The organism is Halomonas sp. ATBC28 (assembly GCF_005937175.1).
Lineage (GTDB): Bacteria > Pseudomonadota > Gammaproteobacteria > Pseudomonadales > Halomonadaceae > Vreelandella > Vreelandella titanicae.
Genome location: NZ_VCQL01000002.1, coordinates 246,217 through 262,593 on the forward strand (window position 1 = coordinate 246,217; position 16,377 = coordinate 262,593).

General features: G+C 55.7%; 16 protein-coding genes. 4 read left to right on the top strand and 12 right to left on the bottom strand.

All coding sequences use genetic code 11. The features are described from left to right. Positions 1-62: 62 nt before the first annotated feature. On the top strand, positions 63-1,085 hold the full coding sequence (locus tag E0L35_RS03165) for a TRAP transporter substrate-binding protein (protein ID WP_138799574.1): 1,023 nt from the start codon (positions 63-65) through the stop codon (positions 1,083-1,085). Positions 1,086-1,180: 95 nt separating this feature from the next. Here E0L35_RS03165 and pcaG read toward each other — a convergent pair whose 3' ends face one another. From pcaG to E0L35_RS03210, 9 genes are all read right to left on the bottom strand, one after another. Next, positions 1,181-1,825: a protocatechuate 3,4-dioxygenase subunit alpha gene (pcaG, locus tag E0L35_RS03170; RefSeq protein WP_171051099.1), complete on the bottom strand. Its 645-nt coding sequence runs from the start codon at positions 1,823-1,825 to the stop codon at positions 1,181-1,183. A gap of 16 nt (positions 1,826-1,841) precedes the next feature. After that, on the bottom strand, positions 1,842-2,573 hold the full coding sequence (gene pcaH, locus E0L35_RS03175) for a protocatechuate 3,4-dioxygenase subunit beta (protein WP_088700076.1): 732 nt from the start codon (positions 2,571-2,573) through the stop codon (positions 1,842-1,844). Positions 2,574-2,661: 88 nt separating this feature from the next. Then, the gene (pcaQ, locus tag E0L35_RS03180; RefSeq protein WP_088700075.1) at positions 2,662-3,594 is read right to left on the bottom strand and encodes a pca operon transcription factor PcaQ; all 933 of its coding nucleotides are present in this window, start codon (positions 3,592-3,594) and stop codon (positions 2,662-2,664) included. A 66-nt stretch (positions 3,595-3,660) separates the two neighbouring features. Continuing rightward, positions 3,661-4,830 carry an alpha/beta fold hydrolase gene (locus tag E0L35_RS03185; RefSeq protein WP_138799575.1) on the bottom strand — a complete coding sequence of 390 codons (1,170 nt, stop codon included), beginning with the start codon at positions 4,828-4,830 and terminating at the stop codon, positions 3,661-3,663. 11 nt (positions 4,831-4,841) lie between these two features. Then, positions 4,842-6,044 (bottom strand): 3-oxoadipyl-CoA thiolase, encoded by a 1,203-nt coding sequence (gene pcaF, locus E0L35_RS03190; protein WP_138799626.1) that lies wholly within the window; start codon positions 6,042-6,044, stop codon positions 4,842-4,844. Between the two features lie 26 nt (positions 6,045-6,070). After that, positions 6,071-6,844: a CoA-transferase subunit beta gene (locus tag E0L35_RS03195; protein WP_089691070.1), complete on the bottom strand. Its 774-nt coding sequence runs from the start codon at positions 6,842-6,844 to the stop codon at positions 6,071-6,073. Beyond that, positions 6,844-7,677: a CoA transferase subunit A gene (locus E0L35_RS03200; protein WP_133732218.1), complete on the bottom strand. Its 834-nt coding sequence runs from the start codon at positions 7,675-7,677 to the stop codon at positions 6,844-6,846. Before E0L35_RS03200 ends, E0L35_RS03195 begins: the two co-directional genes overlap by 1 nt. Positions 7,678-7,864: 187 nt before the next feature. Beyond that, entirely contained in the window at positions 7,865-9,193 is a 1,329-nt protein-coding gene (locus E0L35_RS03205) for an adenylosuccinate lyase family protein (protein ID WP_138799576.1), read from the bottom strand. A 341-nt stretch (positions 9,194-9,534) separates the two neighbouring features. Beyond that, on the bottom strand, positions 9,535-9,918 hold the full coding sequence (locus tag E0L35_RS03210; RefSeq protein WP_138799577.1) for a hypothetical protein: 384 nt from the start codon (positions 9,916-9,918) through the stop codon (positions 9,535-9,537). Positions 9,919-9,972: 54 nt separating this feature from the next. Here E0L35_RS03210 and E0L35_RS03215 point away from each other — a divergent pair, with 54 nt between their 5' ends. From E0L35_RS03215 to E0L35_RS03225, 3 genes are all read left to right on the top strand, one after another. Beyond that, positions 9,973-10,203 carry a hypothetical protein gene (locus E0L35_RS03215; RefSeq protein WP_138799578.1) on the top strand — a complete coding sequence of 77 codons (231 nt, stop codon included), beginning with the start codon at positions 9,973-9,975 and terminating at the stop codon, positions 10,201-10,203. A gap of 72 nt (positions 10,204-10,275) precedes the next feature. Then, positions 10,276-11,226 carry an AEC family transporter gene (locus E0L35_RS03220; protein WP_138799579.1) on the top strand — a complete coding sequence of 317 codons (951 nt, stop codon included), beginning with the start codon at positions 10,276-10,278 and terminating at the stop codon, positions 11,224-11,226. Between the two features lie 589 nt (positions 11,227-11,815). Next, on the top strand, positions 11,816-12,610 hold the full coding sequence (locus tag E0L35_RS03225; protein WP_133731749.1) for an IclR family transcriptional regulator C-terminal domain-containing protein: 795 nt from the start codon (positions 11,816-11,818) through the stop codon (positions 12,608-12,610). Positions 12,611-12,739: 129 nt separating this feature from the next. Here the strand turns inward: E0L35_RS03225 and E0L35_RS03230 are convergent, their stop codons facing one another. From E0L35_RS03230 to E0L35_RS03240, 3 genes are all read right to left on the bottom strand, one after another. Next, positions 12,740-13,828: an NAD(P)-dependent alcohol dehydrogenase gene (locus tag E0L35_RS03230; protein ID WP_138799580.1), complete on the bottom strand. Its 1,089-nt coding sequence runs from the start codon at positions 13,826-13,828 to the stop codon at positions 12,740-12,742. 58 nt (positions 13,829-13,886) lie between these two features. Beyond that, a complete protein-coding gene (locus E0L35_RS03235) occupies positions 13,887-14,795 on the bottom strand; it encodes a transporter (RefSeq protein ID WP_138799581.1) in 909 nt (302 codons plus the stop codon). A 92-nt stretch (positions 14,796-14,887) separates the two neighbouring features. Next, on the bottom strand, positions 14,888-16,354 hold the full coding sequence (locus E0L35_RS03240; RefSeq protein ID WP_138799582.1) for an aldehyde dehydrogenase family protein: 1,467 nt from the start codon (positions 16,352-16,354) through the stop codon (positions 14,888-14,890). Positions 16,355-16,377: the final 23 nt, after the last annotated feature.

Consider the following 16,377-nt stretch of genomic DNA (forward strand, 5'->3'; position numbering starts at 1 on the left):
AAAGCAGTCATAAAAACAGTTACAAAAACGTACCCCGTTGACTAGCCATCAGGATAACGACAATGAATAAAATACCCTCACATCTAGCCAAGGCGACGCTGTTTGGCGTGTTCGCCGTCTCATTCGCGGCCCCCGCCGTGGAAGCCAGTACCACACTTCGAGTGGCGCACGTTTGGCCGGGTGGCTCAATGATAGACCGTGAGCTGTTTCAAGCCTGGGCTGAAAGCGTCGAGGAGGCGTCAGATGGGCAGCTGACAGTAGAAGTTTTCCCCAGCCAGACACTAGCGAAATCGGCTCAAACCTACGAAAGTGCTGTCAGCGGTATCGCCGATATTGGTGCCTCTGCCCAAGGTTATACGGCGGGCCGCTTTCCCCTCACGCAAGTCGTCGAGCTACCGGGGGTCTCATCAAGCGCCCGCCAAGGAGCCTGCATACTCCAGTCGCTTTACGATCAGGGATACTTTGAACAGGAGTACGCCGACACGCGCCCTCTGTTCTTGTTCACTACCGGCCCAGGTTATCTGCATACCAAGGATCAGCTGATTGAAATACCGGCTGACCTCGAGGGGCTTCGCCTACGCCGCCCCACGCCCGTGGTGGGTGATATGTTCGAGCGCCTTGGCGCCCAAGCGGTGGGTATGCCAGCACCGGATGTGTTTACCTCCATGCAGCGTGGTGTCGTCGACGGCCTCAGTTTCAACTGGGAAGGCATGAAGACCTTCCGGCTAAATGAACTGGCGCAGTACCATACTGAAGTCCCCCTCTATGACCTTTCGCTGTTCGCCACCATGAGCCAGCGCAGCTACGACAGCCTGCCAGCCGATTTACAGCAGGTGATTGATGACCACAGCGGCTTAGAGTGGTCGCTTCGCGCGGCGGAGGTTTACGACGAGATGATACGCCAAGGGCGTGAAGAAGCCGTCGAAGCCGGACATGAGTTCGTCGTCATCGAAGACGCACTGGAAGATCCTGAATGGGGCCCCGTGCTGCAGCAGACCATTGATGATTACTTGGAAGAGGTTGGCGACTCTGCCAACGATATCTACAAAGCCGCGATGGATTTACAGCAAAGCTGCTCGGCTTAGTTTAAGAAATAGAAGTAACCATCGCTATCGACATACTATAAAGGCAGCCAATTGGCTGCCTTTATAGCTATATTAAAAACCCTGTATGCTCAGGATCAAAAATCAAAAAACACCGTCTCGCCTTCGCCCTGCAGGCGGATATCAAAGCGATAACGTACCTTTCCATTTGCCTCTTCTCGCTTGGCGATTAGCGTTTGGCGTCGCGTCGGTGACTCAATACGCGTGAGCACCGGGCACTGGGCGTTCGCCTCAGCTTCATCATCGAAGTAGAGCCGTGTTTGCAGGTGAACATTGACCCCCCGGGCAAAGACCGCCAGGTTAATATGCGGCGCCATTGGCTGGCCGCTGGGGTGCTTCACCGCGCCGGGCTTAATGGTGGTTAGCGACCACTCGCTGCCGTGGTCAAACGTCGTCGCGGTACGGCCGAAGCTATTGAACGGCTTGCTGAGGTCGTAATCGGATTGGTAGTTGCCGGCGGCATCGGCTTGCCACGCTTCTAAAAACGCATCGCGCACCAGGTCACCATTGCCGTCGATAACGGTGCCGACGACTTCGATATGCTCGCCCTCGGCGTCGGGCTTGGCCATCTCGTTCCAGATCTCTTCATCCCGTACGGGGTTGCCGGCTGCGGCGAGCGCCAGACCAATATGCACGTAGGGGCCAGCAGTTTGCGACGCCGTTTCGCGCAGCATAAGCTCGCTAGTTGGCTGCGTGTTGGGCTGAATAGCGGGTTGTTTCATGAGGTTTCCCCTGGCCTTACTGGTTTTCGAAGTAGGTTTGCAGTTCACCGCGCACCACGATGTCAAAGCGATAAGCCAGGCAGTCCATCGGTTTACTGTGCGCCATATCGAGTCGGCCGATCATGGTTTCCACTGCGTCAGGATCTCTGAGCGTATGCACAATGGGGCACAGGGGAATCAGCGGATCACCTTCAAAATACATCTGAGTAATCAGCCGGGTTGAGATCGAGGGGCCGGTTACCGATACGTGAATATGCGCTGGGCGCCAGCTGTTCACATCGTTGGGCCACGGGTAGGGGCCAGGCTTGATGGTGCGAAAACGGTACATACCCTGCTCATCGGTCAAACAGCGACCTACTCCGCCGAAGTTAGGGTCTAGCGGCGCCAGATACCTATCGTTTTTGTGGCGATAGCGACCGCCGGCATTGGCCTGCCACATTTCCACCAGGGTATGCGGTACCGGCTTACCAAACTGATCCACCACTCGGCCAAACATCATAATCCGCTCGCCCTGGGGGAGTCCGCCCCGGTCTGGATCCTGGCGGAAGTTCAGCAGTAGATCGTTATCGTGGGGCCCCATGCGCAGGTGGCTGAAGTCGGGGCCGGTCAGTTCGGAGGCGGTGGGTTGCTGCATACTCACCAGCGCCTGCTGTGGCGAGCGCGGTACCGAGGTTTTATAACCCGGCGTATAGGCTGGGGGATGCCAGTTGCGGTCACGGGTCACAAAGCGGTTATTGTCATTTGGCATACAGGTATCTCAAGGATTGAAACGGACGGTATTAGTGTCATGGTTAATCCACCACCTGCCAATTAATAACTTATCCAACCCTCATAACCTATAGGTTATGCCCTTTGACAACGTCGGCAGCCACTTCCCGCAACACTTCGCAGAACGTTTCAGTCGCCAGAGTAGGGCGCAGTGAACGGTTGATACATGCCCCGACGGAACCGCCATGGGGCTCTAAGGGCAGGGCGAGTTCGCAGAGCTCTCTGCGCTCAAGGGCTGAACGCACCGCTTCTTCTGGCGCCACCCAAATAGCATCACCGGTAAGCGTATAACGCTGTCCCAACGCTAACGACAGTGTCTCAATGCGCTGGGCTGGCAGCGTGAGCCCATGACGTACAAAGAAGCTATCGACTTGTTGGCGGAGCGTGGTCTGCGGCGGCGGCACAATCCAGGGGTAGGCGCAGAGTTTATCGGCACCTGGCGCCTGTTCGAGCAGTAACGGGTGGCCTGCGCGAACCACTAGCTGAAGACGTTCGTAATAGAGGTGTTCAAAGCTCAGATCATGAATTTCGCGCGCTTCTGTCATGCGGCCTACCACCACATCCAGCTCACCGCGGCGCAAACGCGAAAGCAGGAAGGCGCTGGTGCCGGTAACCACCTGTGCGCCTCGTTCGGTGGTGGTACTCATCTGCCAACGGCGCAGAGCTTCAGGTAGGAGCCAACTTTCAACCGTAGATAGCGTGCCAACGCGCAACCAGTGAGAGCCGGTTTGAACGGCCTGAATAGCATCCACGCCCTCCTCCAGCGCGCGCACTGCCGGGCCTGCATGTCGAAGCAGTGTCAGTCCAGCCTGGGTAAGGGAAACACCACGGGGAGTGCGCTCGAATAGCTGGACAGCGAGGGTATCCTCTAGCTCACGAATGGTTTTGGAGATACCCGGCTGAGTAATGGCGAGGCTTTCAGCGGCGCGGGCAAAACTTCGCTGCCGCGCCACTTCGAGAAACGCCTGCAAGTGCCGTAGTTTTATCCGCGCGTTGAGCATAACACCCTCACAATAACCCTTTGGTTATGAGGATACTCTGTCAGCACGTGTACAGCGAGTGGCGCTTTACTCGCCCCACCCCAGCTCTTTGGCAAGCGAAAAAGCGTGATTTGCCGCTGGAACACCGCCGTAAATGGCCACGTGCATCAGCACCTGGCGCAGCTCGGCTTCCGTTAGCCCAATACGCTTGGCGGTTTTTAGGTGCAGCGTTAGCTCTTCACGGCCGAGCGCAGCAAGAATCCCGGTGGTGATCATGCTGCGTTCGCGGCGAGTTAAGTCGTCATTACTCCACAGTTCGCCCCAGGCCAGGCGGGTAATCATCTGCTGGAAGGAAGCATCAAGACTGTTGGCATTGGCGGTGGAGCGCTCAACGTGCTCGCCACCCAATACCTGCTTGCGGGTCTCCAGGCCGGTAGCGTACGCCACACCGTAGTTCGCCACGTCGCCCAGATCAGTTGCCAGCACCGCGAGGAGCTTTTGTGCAAACAGCACCGGGGCTTCTACCGCAGGCACGTGACCCACGCCGTCAAAAACCTCCAGCGGTGCGCCATCAAGCTCTGTCGCCAAGGCTTCCAGAGTCGCGGCCGGCGTGGCCATATCTTCGCTGCCGCCAAATAGCTGCACTTTAGTGCGCTTACCGGAAAGCTTGCCGGTAAAGGTGTCGCGGCCCAGCATTTCGCACAGCAGGGCGTAGGACTCATCGTCGCCACGGCCCATTTGTACGCACCATCCCGCTTTCAGCGCCGGGCTTTCCTCAAACGCCGCCGGGGCAAACCAGCGAGGCACGATCTCTTCAGACATCGCTGCTAGGCCTTCCTGCCGCACGCGGCCAGCGCGGGTGTTCCAGAGATCCGGGTTGCCGATCACCGCACCGGTGTTGGTCAGCGTAGCGGAGAACAGGCGATCACTATGCTCGGCGATCAGTTGCTGGCCCACCACACCACCAATGGAGGTACCGGCAAAGTGAAAGCGCTGCGCGCCCGCCAGTTCTGCCAATGCCAAGGCCTCGGCGGCTAGATCAGCGGGCGTAATTTGCGTACCGCTGACCGCCTGGCTGGCACCGTGGCCGGGGAGATCCCAGGTCAGCACCCGATAGCGGGGCAGCAGTGCGGGAATCACGTCATCCCATACTGCCTGGCTCATTCCCAAAGGGTGCGCCAGCACGACCAGCGGGTTCACTTCTGCGCCGAGCAGCCGATAGGCCACGCTACGGCCGTTGATGCTATGAAATGCCATGACGATCTCCGTTAAACGCGTTCAATCAACGTAGCGATACCCTGACCCACGCCTACGCACATGGTGCACAGCGCATAGCGCTTGCCACTGTTTTGCAACTCATGGGCGGCAGTCAACAACAGGCGGGCTCCGGACATACCCAGCGGGTGCCCCAGCGCAATCGCGCCACCGTTGGGATTAACACGTGGGTCGTCATCTTTAAGGCCGAGGTCGCGCATACACGCCAAGGCCTGGGCGGCGAACGCTTCGTTAAACTCAAACACATCGATCTCATCCATCGAGATACCCGTGCGCTTGAGTAGCTTCTGCACTGCCGGTACCGGGCCATAGCCCATAATGCGCGGCTCAACGCCTGCCGTGGCCATGCCGATGATTTTCGCCATCGGCTTAAGACCATGCTGTTTAACCGCCGCTTCGCTGGCCACCAGCATCGCCGCCGCACCGTCGTTGACGCCAGAAGCGTTGCCCGCGGTAACGCTGCCGCCTTCACGGAAGGGCGTGGGCAAACCTGCCAGTTTTTCCAACGTGGTTTCCCGCAGATGCTCATCCTGGTCAAAGATCAGCGGCTCCTGCTTGCGGCGCGGGATCTCGATGGCGGTGATCTCCTGTGCAAAGCGCCCGGCTTTTTGAGCGGCAGCGGCCTTCTGCTGGGAGCGCAGGGCAAAGGCATCCTGGTCTTCGCGAGAGATATTGAACTGCTCGGCGACGTTCTCTGCGGTCTCCGGCATGGAATCAATGCCGTAGGTTTTCTTCATCAGCGGGTTGATCAGGCGCCAGCCAATGGTGGTGTCTTCGAGTTTTTGACTGCGGGCGAAAGCGCTATCGGCCTTGCCCATCACGTAGGGCGCGCGAGACATGGACTCCACGCCGCCGGCCAGCGCCAGCTCCATCTCACCCGCTTTAATGGCGCGAAACGCGGTGCCCACCGCGTCCATACCCGAGCCGCAGAGGCGATTCATGGTCGTGCCGGGCACTGAGGTAGGAATACCCGCCAGGAGCGACGACATCCGCGCTACGTTGCGGTTATCTTCGCCGGCCTGGTTGGCGCAGCCCATAAAGACTTCTTCAATGGCAGCAGGGTCGAGATCCGGCGCTTCTGCCAGTACGGCTTTAAAAATCGTTGCAGCAAAATCATCCGGGCGCACACTGGCCAGGGTGCCACCAAAGCGTCCCACGGCGGTGCGGCGGGGATGACATAGAAAGACGTCTTGCATAACAACATCGCTCATAAATAGCTCCTTTATGCGTCCGCGTGGGCCCGCTCAGTGCGCGCTTTGAGCTCACGTAAAATCGTCAGCTCGTTTTCGCTGGGCTCTGGCGTGCTCTCAAGCTGTTCGGCAAAGCGAATCTCCCAGCCGGTCGCCTCAATCACGTCTTCGCGGCTGACACCTGGATGCAGTGACACCACTACCAGCTCTTTGCTTTCCGGGTCGGGCTTCATCACGCACAGGTCGGTGATTACCCGGGTGGGGCCTTTGCCGATATTAGGTACGTTATCGCGCCCTTTGCCGTCGCGGCCAAAGCCTAGCGTGGTGACAAAGTCGACATCTTTCACAAAGGCACGCTTGGAGTGTTTCAGGGTGATAAACACTTCACCGGCGTTGGTGGCAATTTCCGGCGCACCGCCGCCGCCTGGCAGGCGAACCTTGGGCGCTTTGTAATCGCCGATCAGCGTGGTGTTAAGGTTAGCAAAGCGGTCGATTTGCGCGGTGCCTAAAAAGCCCACGTCGACTTTGCCGCCCTGCAGCCAGTAGCGGAACATCTCCGGCACCGCCACGGTGGTCAGCGCCGATTCGCACAGCTCACCATCGCCAATGGATAACGGCAGAATATCGGGCTTGGTCTGCAGCGTGCCGGACTCGTAAATCAGCACCACATCAGGGGCGTGGGTCAGCCGTGCCAGGTTGGCGGCTTCCGAGGGCAGCCCGATACCCACAAAGCAGGTCATGCCATTCTCCAGCGCCCGCGCGGCGGTCACCGACATCATTTCAGAAGAGGTATATTCGAGACTCATTAGCTGTTCTCCTCTGCATGATTTTTAACAGCGTTAAAGACGTTGTCGTCAAGCCACTGGGTAAAGGTGTCGCGATCGCGAGCGATGGCATCCCACTCTTTATAGAAGCGGTTGCTGCGGCCGTAATAACCGTGGGTGTAGGAGGGCAGTGCGCCTTTCTCGGCCACCGCAATGGCGCTGATGGCCCAGCTGGGAATCACGCAGGCGTTAGGATGGGCGTTGAGGTCATCGACGATCTCCTCCACCGTGACGATACTGTGCTTGGCCGCTAGTACCGCCTCTTTCTGTACGCCCACGATACCTTCTACCAGCACATTACCCTGACGATCCGCCCGCTGGGCGTGGATGATCGAGACGTCCGGGCGCACCGACGGCACGGCGGCCAGGCGCTCACCGGTGAACGGGCACTCGATGAATTTGATTTGATCGTTGACGCTGGGCAGCTCGCTGCCGATGTAGCCGCGAAAAACCGCCAGCGGTAGACCGGCGGCACCCGCCTCAAAGGCGCAGGCCATGGCGGCGTGGCTATGCTCAAGAATCTCGATCTTATTCGGCCAGCCTTTCTCAACCGCATCGCGCAGGCGGTGCAGCGAGCCCACGCCGGGATTACCGCCCCAGGAGAAGATCACCTTTTTAGCGCAGCCCGCGCCAATCATCTGATCGTAGATGATATCCGGGGTCATGCGGATCAGCGTCAGGTCACGCTTCTTCTGGCGGATCACTTCGTGACCGGCGGCAAACGGAATCAGGTGGGTAAAACCTTCCATGGCCACGGTAGCGCCGTCTTGGACGTAGCGCGCTACCGCGTCATGCAAGCTGAGAAACTCGGCCATGATGGGTGCCTCTTAGCGTGTCGTTGACTACTTATGGGTAACTTGTTCGCAAAACGAACATAGATTCTCTATACGAACAAGTTACTGCCGAACGCTATTAGGGTCAAATTCTGCGTTGCTGACTAACTACCAAGATTGACTTAACCCACTTTCACCCAAAGGATTAAAGACAAAATTTTTCAGTTAGTTATGAACTTTTCAGCCATTCTTTGGCGCGTAATACTTGGGCCGCACTACTACCAAGGTATAAAGCCGGATTGCAAGCATTGCGTAGGTCTTCGGCGCCCACAACCCCTTTTACGTCAGGATGATCAGCAAGCACATCAGAATAGGGCCGGGACTCGAGGCGTGAGGTTTCCGCAGCAGCGGCACTGACGGCTTTAGCTTTATCAGCACCCAAAATTGGGGTGAGCAAACGCGCCACCGGCTCAGCCATAATGCCGCCGCCCGTGGCCGCCAGGTTGCGCTGCATGTTGACTGGGTTCACTTCTAGCCCTTCAAGCAGCACCGCCAATTGTTCTAAAGCGCCCTCCACCAACAGAGCACTCTCTATAAGTGGCGACCACTCCGCATGCCACTCGCCCAAGCCACGCTCTAGCGGCTGGGCGGCAGCATTGATCAAAACATTGGTATGGCCATGCACTTGCCGCGCTGCACCACGAATCAGTGCGCTGCGTACCGGATTACGCTTATGGGGCATGGATGACGACTCCCCCATCCCCGGCGCGGAGGGCTCAGCGACTTCGCCGACTTCGGTTTGGGTGAGCAGCGACACATCCAAGGCGATTTTTTCAGCAGCCCCGGCGACAGCATCAAACGCCGTGCCGAGGGCATGAATGGGGTAGCGGTCGGTATGCCAGGGCAGCACCGGCCCTGCCAGGCCTAACCGCTCGGCCAAAGCGTCCATCCACTCAAGCCCGAGTTTATCCCAACCCGAGTGCACGCCCACCGCACCACCAAACTGCACGGGTAGCTCAACAGCACTTAAACGGCGGCGCGCCTGCTCCAGGCCAATTGCCCAGTGAGCCACCTTCACCCCCAAGGTGATCGGCAGCGCCTGTTGCATCAGGGTGCGCCCCACCATGGGCGTAGCGCTATGAGCATCCATCAGCGCTATCGAAGCCGATCGGCAACGCAGCAGTAACTCATCCAGCGCCGCTAAACGAGGTTTAAGCAGCAGCATCAGCGCGGAGTCGACCACGTCCTGGCTGGTCGCGCCCTGGTGCCAATAGCGTTTGATCTCTTCGGCAAGCAGCGCACGACTCTGTTTTACGAAGGGAATCGCCACATTGCCTCCGCTGGCGATGCCCTCAGCAATCTCAGCAGCATTAAAAGGGGCGTTTTCTAACTGTTCACGCATTTGCTGGCTAACGCCACCAGGGACGGCGCCGCTGGCTTCCTGAACCTCGGCCAAGGCCAACTCAAAGGCCAGCATGGCACCCACCATGGCGTCATCGTCACACTCAGCGACGGCGCGCTGGCTCATAAAGGGGTGCTTTAAAAATGCAGAGGGCATGGCGATATGCTTCCCATTAACGCTGTCCGGCGACCAAAAATAGCTCAGATGTATGGCTCAGGACAAAATTGTACATATGTTCGCTATTCGAACTATACACTAAATAGATGGAGCGCTAATTTACAAACGCCCTCCTGCTTGCCAACGAAAACTAGCTAGTTAACGCCTATGTGCAGTCACTATATTCACGATTTCGACCGCGTTGCGTCGGTATCCACGGAACGCATGAACATCTCGTCAACGTGAGACTCTAATTTGCGCTGATTCTCAGGCGCGGTTTGATGCCCATCAGAAATCCGCGAAAAGGTGTGCTGGTTTGAGACATTGAAAAAGACAACGCCCTAATCAGCCAGTGCAGCTCCCGAGGTTCCGCCTTCACGAAAACAACCATCCTCTACACTACGGATATAGTCATTGGTGAGCACATCAACTACCCCGGTATTGAGTGATTGAATCCACTCTGACTGCCCCAACACGGCGGTTCGGGGACACCATGTCGCCCTGTCATACAAACTCCATGCGCGCGACAAGCACAGCGCTGCAGCAAACTTGTACTCCGGTACTGCCGATTCTCGGCAATTACTACCGCGACCTTGTCGCGCGCTTTGACCTACCGACACAAACCCAACAGTGGATGCAAGAGCATGTAGCGCGGCGTGCATCACTCCGGAGCAGGGACACAGCGAGAACGGACTCATTGGCAGGGTGTGTCGCCGATTGGCCACAGCAACCAACCTGGGTGCCTCATCTCGACCGCCGGGCTGGGAGCCCAACACTGGGTGTTTGATGCTGTATATATTCCTGCTTATACCGAGCTGTTAAACGCCGCCCACCAGGCGGGCGCTAAAACGCTGTCAAGAGTAGACCTATTTGTATTTCAGGGAGTGGGTACGTTTCGTTTCTTTACCGCCGACCATATTGGCACCGAGCAAATAGACGCCCACGTGATACCGCTGCGCACACACTTTATCCAGCAGCTTGTTTCGCTCTCGACTCATAACATGTCCTGATGCCTTAAAAATAGCGTACACTTATTCGCTCAACGAACAAACCCTTTGTCGCCATGCGCTAATGAGGCTGCGATGCTCGCTATTCTTAGTATCACCACCCCTATCTTCGTGCTGATCGGTTTAGGGTACGCAGTGAGGTGGAGCGGCATTATCCAACGCGAACAGATGCAGGGTGTGGGCGTTTTTGTGATGTATTGCGCGCTACCTGCCCTGGTGATTCGAGCATTAACCCAGCAGCCCCTGGAAGAGATTTTTAAGCTCAACTATTTAATCGCTTACGGCCTGGGTTCTATCTTTATTTTCAGTGCCGGGCTACTGCTTTGCTTAAAGCGCCAGCACCAACCGCTTCATACCAGCGCCATGCAAGCATTAGGCATGGCGGCGGCTAACAGTGGCTTTGTTGGCTATCCTGTTGCCGTTATGGTGATCGGCTCGCCTGCGGCAGTGCTGTTGGCGCTCAATATGATCATTGAGACGCTGATTATAATTCCTATGGCGCTGATTCTAGCTGAAATGGGCAGCCATCAAGGTTCCAGCGTATGGAAAACAGTTAAGCAGACAGCCCTTAGCCTGATCAAAAATCCGGTGCTAGTCGGCTTATTAGTCGGCATTTGCTTGGCCGTTACCGGAATTCAGATTCCCACGCCGCTATTTAAAGCTATCGATATGCTAGCCGAAGCAGCTGGCCCAGCGGCGCTATTTGTGATTGGCGGCGCACTATTTGGTTTACAGGTGAAAGGCATGGCGAGGGATGTTGGCCAGATTGTTGTCGGCAAACTCCTTATTCATCCTTTGATTGTTTTTATCACCTTTTATCTTATGCCAGGCATTGATCCGCTCTACATGGTGGGCGCAGTGCTATTCGCTGCGTCACCCATGATCAGTATTTACCCACTGTTCGGCCAACGGTATGGATTAGGGGGCATTAGTGCTGCGGCGATGCTGGTAGCAACCGTTGCTTCTTTCTTCACGCTTAGCCTGACTATTTGGCTAATGACGATTGCCGGGTTCCTAACTTTCTAAAATGAACATTAGTGAGTATGCAAAAACGCGCTCTCCTCTACATTACATGGAACCAAGTTCTAAATTTTGGAGCCCGTCTGTTTTTCCAGTTCCGCCAGGAGAAGATAATGTTACATCGGTCTATCAACGTGTATTTAGTAGTGTTGGGCTAAGGCTCAGCAGGTTTATCCACAACGGTAACAGATAATGGGCACTGTGGCTCAATTGGCAGCTGACGCCCTATGTTAACGCAGGATAGGCGCCCACCAGATAAGGCCACTGGGTTACGCAATTTACCGACTCGGCATTAACACGCCCCCAAGAACACCGTCATGATTAGCGATTCCTATAACAATTATCGCACCGCTCACTACAACGGAACACATTTCATAGATGTTACTGTAAAGCTCCTCAATCACCTTTTCCCCGACAATGTCGTAACCTTTAATATCTAAGCGAATTGGCTCAAGTACTTAACCTGCCATGAACTTTTTCATGGCTCGACGAGGATCATTTACTGGTTCGCGCAGGAGCGCATATATGTTCGCTATTCGAACAACATGCTATATTGGCTCTCTAATTTTATGCATATTTCGATGAGTGGACACCGATGGAAGAACAACTACAGGACGACATGCTAACCCCAGATGATCGCGACTTCGTTACTGCTTTAGCGAGCGGCCTAGAAGTTATTTTAGCGTTTGATGAGCACCACCCACGTATGACACTCAGCGAAGTAGCCACGCGTACAGGCATGAACCGAGCCAAGGCACGGCGCTTTTTGCTCACGCTGCACGCACTTGGCTATGTTCGCAAACAGCAACGCTACTTTGAGTTAGCGCCACGCGTGCTTCAATTGGGATATTCATTTTTATCCGCCAATAACTACCGCAGCGCTATTCAGCAGTATTTGGAGGAAATCACCAATGAATGCGGCGAGTCTTCCTCTTTAGGCGTGCTTGATGGCGATGACGTCATTTATGTCGCGCGCTCAGCGGCACGTCATCGGCTAATGGCCATTACACTGTCCGTAGGTACCCGCTTACCAGCAGCGTATACCTCCATGGGGCGCGTTCTTCTCGCACAATTGCCAGAAGCTGAATTGGATGCTTACTTAGAGCGGTTAACGTTGCAGCGCTATACAGAAAAAACATTTACAACCAAAAGTGAGCTTAAAAAGTGTATTCACAAGGCGCGCAAGCAAGGCTACGCCATTGCCGATCAAGAGCTTGATTCTGGATTGCGCTCCATTGCCATGCCTGTTTTTGACGCTAATAATAAATTGCTGGGTGCTATCAATATCAGCACCAACGCCGCTCGTGTGGATATGCAAACACTACTAAAAACGTACCACCCCCTATTGTTAGAAAAAGCTCAGTTTATTCATCAAACGATTAGTGTGTAGACTAGCTTTTGTTTAACGCTTTGGCCGCAGCTAGTGACCACAGCCCTGAGAATTTTAGTAATGTTAAATTTCTGCGGCCTAGATTTGTAAAATTATCGGTGTCGAACTCACCCATTAGTCTCTACATATTTAGCCGATCTTTAGTACCGGCTTGACGGTAGTGCCATTTTTGGAGTCTTCGAAGGCTTGGTTAATCTGATCCGCTGGGTAGAGCGTGACCAGCTTATCGAAAGGAAAGCGACCTTCTTTGTAGTAGGCAACCAACTGAGGGATGAACACCCGTGGTACCGAATCGCCCTCAATCACACCAATCAGGGACTTTCCTTCCGCCATCAAGTCGTGGTGAACATCCAACGTAACCTCTGGGGTGACACCGACAATTGCCGAGACACCTAAAGGACGCAGCGCCTGTAGTGACTGACGTACCACGAGTGGCACACCGGTTGTTTCCACAGCGTACTCACTGCCATTACCGGTAATCTCTCGCACGCGCTCAATAGTTTGTTCCTGCTTGCCATTAACGGTGTGAGTTGCGCCCAGTTCGCGAGCGAGCGCCAAGCGACTTTCGTTTACGTCCACCGCAATGATGCGCTGACAGCCAATGATCTTAGCTGCCATGACCGCGGAAAGGCCCACCGCGCCACAGCCGTACACCACAATCGAGCTACCAAATTCAGGTTTAAGACGGTTGAGCACCGTCCCCGCCCCCGTCTGAATACCGCAACCCAATGGGCCGAGCATCGCTAGTTCGACCTCGCGATCGACCTTCACTGCGTTACGCGCGCTTACCACGGCGTGGGTAGCGAATGAAGATTGGCCGAAGAAAGTGGCCAGTGCCTCGTTATCCCGCTGCAGCCGATGGCTGCCATCCTCCATGGCACCCCCGAAATTGAGTTCGTTGAATGTACCGCAGACGGTTGGATGCCCGGTCAAACAGTGATCACACTCTCCACAGTGTGCAAACGACAGCACCACATGGTCGCCAATTTCCAGACCCGTCACACCTGCACCGAGCGCCTCGACGACACCAGCTCCTTCGTGCCCCAACACAATAGGAAACGGCGCAATCCCCAAGTCACGGGCCACCGCATCAGTGTGACACACGCCAGTCGCAACGATACGTACGCGTATCTCGCCGCTAGCCGGATCAGTCAAGTCCACGTTTTGCCACTTAAAATCGTCACCCTGCTTTACTGTAACCGCTGCTTTAATTTGCATGACTCTTCTCCCTTTCTCCCTTCGTACTCCCGCCCGAAACGAACGGGAGCAGCTCAAATCAAAAAAACTTAGTCAACTGTAGGCGGAGAGTATTCCCATCGCTCTCCAAACCTTTTAGACCTCCGGCCTGAGTGTCGTACTCATGATAATAGGCCCCTTTGAGCATCACACCGGTGGTGGCCCACAGGTAGCCTGCTTCAGCCCCAATTGCATGGCGCTCCGCCTTGTCTGTGGTTGGCGCCCCCTCATCGGCTTCTAGTTGCCAAGCGTTATAGCCGACCAACCCCAGCTCAAGACCGTTGTTCAAGCGATGGCCGAGCCCCCACTCCACCAGCCAACTGTCTCCGGGAGTGACGCCGGTATCGTCTTGTTTGGTCTTGATCTCATATCGCGACAGGGCCGAGATGTTCCAACGCTTCTCCTCGTCAAAGTGCCACATGCCGCCCAAGGTAAGCATGGTAGTGCCGTATCCTTTGCCCACCGAAGCTGGGTTATCGACATCAAAGTCAGCAGTGTCGAACCAGTGGCCGCCAGCGAAGGTAATATCCCATTGGGAACCGTGCCAACCGAGAATTATTGGGCCAACAAATAGATCACCGATGCCGTCATCGTCGAAGCGGCTCCCCCCGGCAACATCCAGATCAAACTCGATATCCAGCATGGGAATAATCGTCTCCATGCCGTAATCGGCACCTAGAACCGTCTTATCTGTCATCCATATAAACCGGTGGGCTAGTGCACTGACCGTGCCGCTATTGTTCCCCGGCACGGATGAGCCGGAACCGTCATTGAAGCTGTCGACCTCATAATGAACCAGGTAGCCTCGATAATAGAGTCCTTGGGGCGGTGCCGCCGCTGCGCCCAAGCCCTCGATGCCGAGTGAGTAGTGGCCGTTAACGGCTAGTGCCGAAGGCGCTGCGGCACTAGCACTGAGTGCCGCCAGGAAGATGGAGGACGTTTTTTTCATGGCTTGTTGTCTCTTTTATCAGCCAACGAGTCACCCTCCCGAGTCGGGTGACAAGCGTTGTTATACGGGTAAAAGGGGGATCTTCTGGGGAGTTAAAAAGGATAACGACGCGGCGTTTGCTGCACGCTGATCCAGTGGTCGGTAGTAAACTCCTCGATTGCCCAATCACCATTGAAACGACCAAGGCCCGAGTTCTTCTCACCACCGAAGGGCACATGAGCCTCATCGTTAACTGGCATATCGTTGATATGAGTCATGCCTGCCTTGATGCCCTGGGCAAAGCGCATTCCGCGCTCGATATCGCCACTGAAAACGCTGCTAGAGAGGCCGTACTCAGTGCCATTAGCCAGTTCTAGTGCGTGAGCCTCGTTGCGGGCTTTCTGAATACCGACCAACGGACCAAAGATCTCCTCACGGCTGATTTCCATATCCGAGGTGACATCACTGAATACATGCGGTGGGATCAACTGGCCATTAATCTCGCCCTCTACCAAAACGGTAGCGCCTTCACGCTTGGCAGTAGCAATCTTCTCTTCCAGCCCTTCACGCTGCTTGGCGTTGATAACAGGCCCAACGACAGTAGCCATATCGTTGGGATCACCCACTTGCAGTCCTTTCACCTTGGTGACAAAGCGCTCGACAAAGTCGTTATAGACGCTTTCATCAACGATGATGCGGTTGACCGCCATGCAGATTTGTCCTTGGTGGAGAAATTTACCCATCGCCGCGGCGTTAACTGCCTGATCAAGGTCTGCGTCATCCAACACTACGAAGGGGCTATTGCCACCAAGCTCCAGCGCCACCTTCTTAATATGTTCACCGCCGCTGGCGATGCGCCCGATACCACGGCCTACCTGGGTCGAGCCCGTGAAAGAGATCATCCGGGGTACGCGATGTTCGACGAAAGCATCTCCGATTTCGCTGCCAGCACCGACCACCACACTGAGTAGGCCGGCGGGCAGACCTGCCTCCTCGAAGATCTTCGCTAGTAGTAGTCCGCCAGTAACCGGCGTATCGCTAGCTGGCTTAACCACTACCGCGTTGCCCAGCGCCAGCGCGGGGGCGATGGAACGCTGAGAAAGATGTAACGGAAAATTCCATGGACTGATAACCCCCACCACGCCAAGAGGTTTGCGGTAGATACGGTTTTCCTTACCTGGCACGTTGGAGGACATCGTCATACCGTGGACACGCCCCGGCATACTGGCAGCTTCTCGGGAGATACCGCGAGCCGCCCCCCACTCAATGTTTGCTTTTAGACGTGTGCTGCCTGATTCACGAATCAACCAGTCAATAATTTCTTCTTTACGCGCATCGAAGATCGCGACCACACGCTGCAATAACTCAGCTCGCTCAGCAGGTGGCGTCGCCGCCCACTCGGTTTGGGCTTGTTCTGCCGTCGTGAAAGCGGCATCCAAATCATCGCGATTGGCTAAGCGCGTCGTCAGCAGTACGCGGTTGTCGTAAGGGTTGAGAACTTCGGTGGTACGCTCGCTACTGCCCTCGCGCCATTTACCACCGATTGGCTGAAGATAAAAATCGCTATAAGTGCCGCTCATTTTGTTGCTCCTTTGAATGCTCA

Coding starts and splice junctions, on each gene's coding strand:
- E0L35_RS03165 (WP_138799574.1), top strand. CDS start 63: ATGAATAAAATACCCTCACATCTAGCCAAGGCGACGCTGTTTGGCGTG.
- pcaG (WP_171051099.1), bottom strand. CDS start 1,825: ATGAAACAACCCGCTATTCAGCCCAACACGCAGCCAACTAGCGAGCTT.
- pcaH (WP_088700076.1), bottom strand. CDS start 2,573: ATGCCAAATGACAATAACCGCTTTGTGACCCGTGACCGCAACTGGCAT.
- pcaQ (WP_088700075.1), bottom strand. CDS start 3,594: ATGCTCAACGCGCGGATAAAACTACGGCACTTGCAGGCGTTTCTCGAA.
- E0L35_RS03185 (WP_138799575.1), bottom strand. CDS start 4,830: ATGGCATTTCATAGCATCAACGGCCGTAGCGTGGCCTATCGGCTGCTC.
- pcaF (WP_138799626.1), bottom strand. CDS start 6,044: ATGCAAGACGTCTTTCTATGTCATCCCCGCCGCACCGCCGTGGGACGC.
- E0L35_RS03195 (WP_089691070.1), bottom strand. CDS start 6,844: ATGAGTCTCGAATATACCTCTTCTGAAATGATGTCGGTGACCGCCGCG.
- E0L35_RS03200 (WP_133732218.1), bottom strand. CDS start 7,677: ATGGCCGAGTTTCTCAGCTTGCATGACGCGGTAGCGCGCTACGTCCAA.
- E0L35_RS03205 (WP_138799576.1), bottom strand. CDS start 9,193: ATGCCCTCTGCATTTTTAAAGCACCCCTTTATGAGCCAGCGCGCCGTC.
- E0L35_RS03220 (WP_138799579.1), top strand. CDS start 10,276: ATGCTCGCTATTCTTAGTATCACCACCCCTATCTTCGTGCTGATCGGT.
- E0L35_RS03225 (WP_133731749.1), top strand. CDS start 11,816: ATGGAAGAACAACTACAGGACGACATGCTAACCCCAGATGATCGCGAC.
- E0L35_RS03230 (WP_138799580.1), bottom strand. CDS start 13,828: ATGCAAATTAAAGCAGCGGTTACAGTAAAGCAGGGTGACGATTTTAAG.
- E0L35_RS03235 (WP_138799581.1), bottom strand. CDS start 14,795: ATGAAAAAAACGTCCTCCATCTTCCTGGCGGCACTCAGTGCTAGTGCC.
- E0L35_RS03240 (WP_138799582.1), bottom strand. CDS start 16,354: ATGAGCGGCACTTATAGCGATTTTTATCTTCAGCCAATCGGTGGTAAA.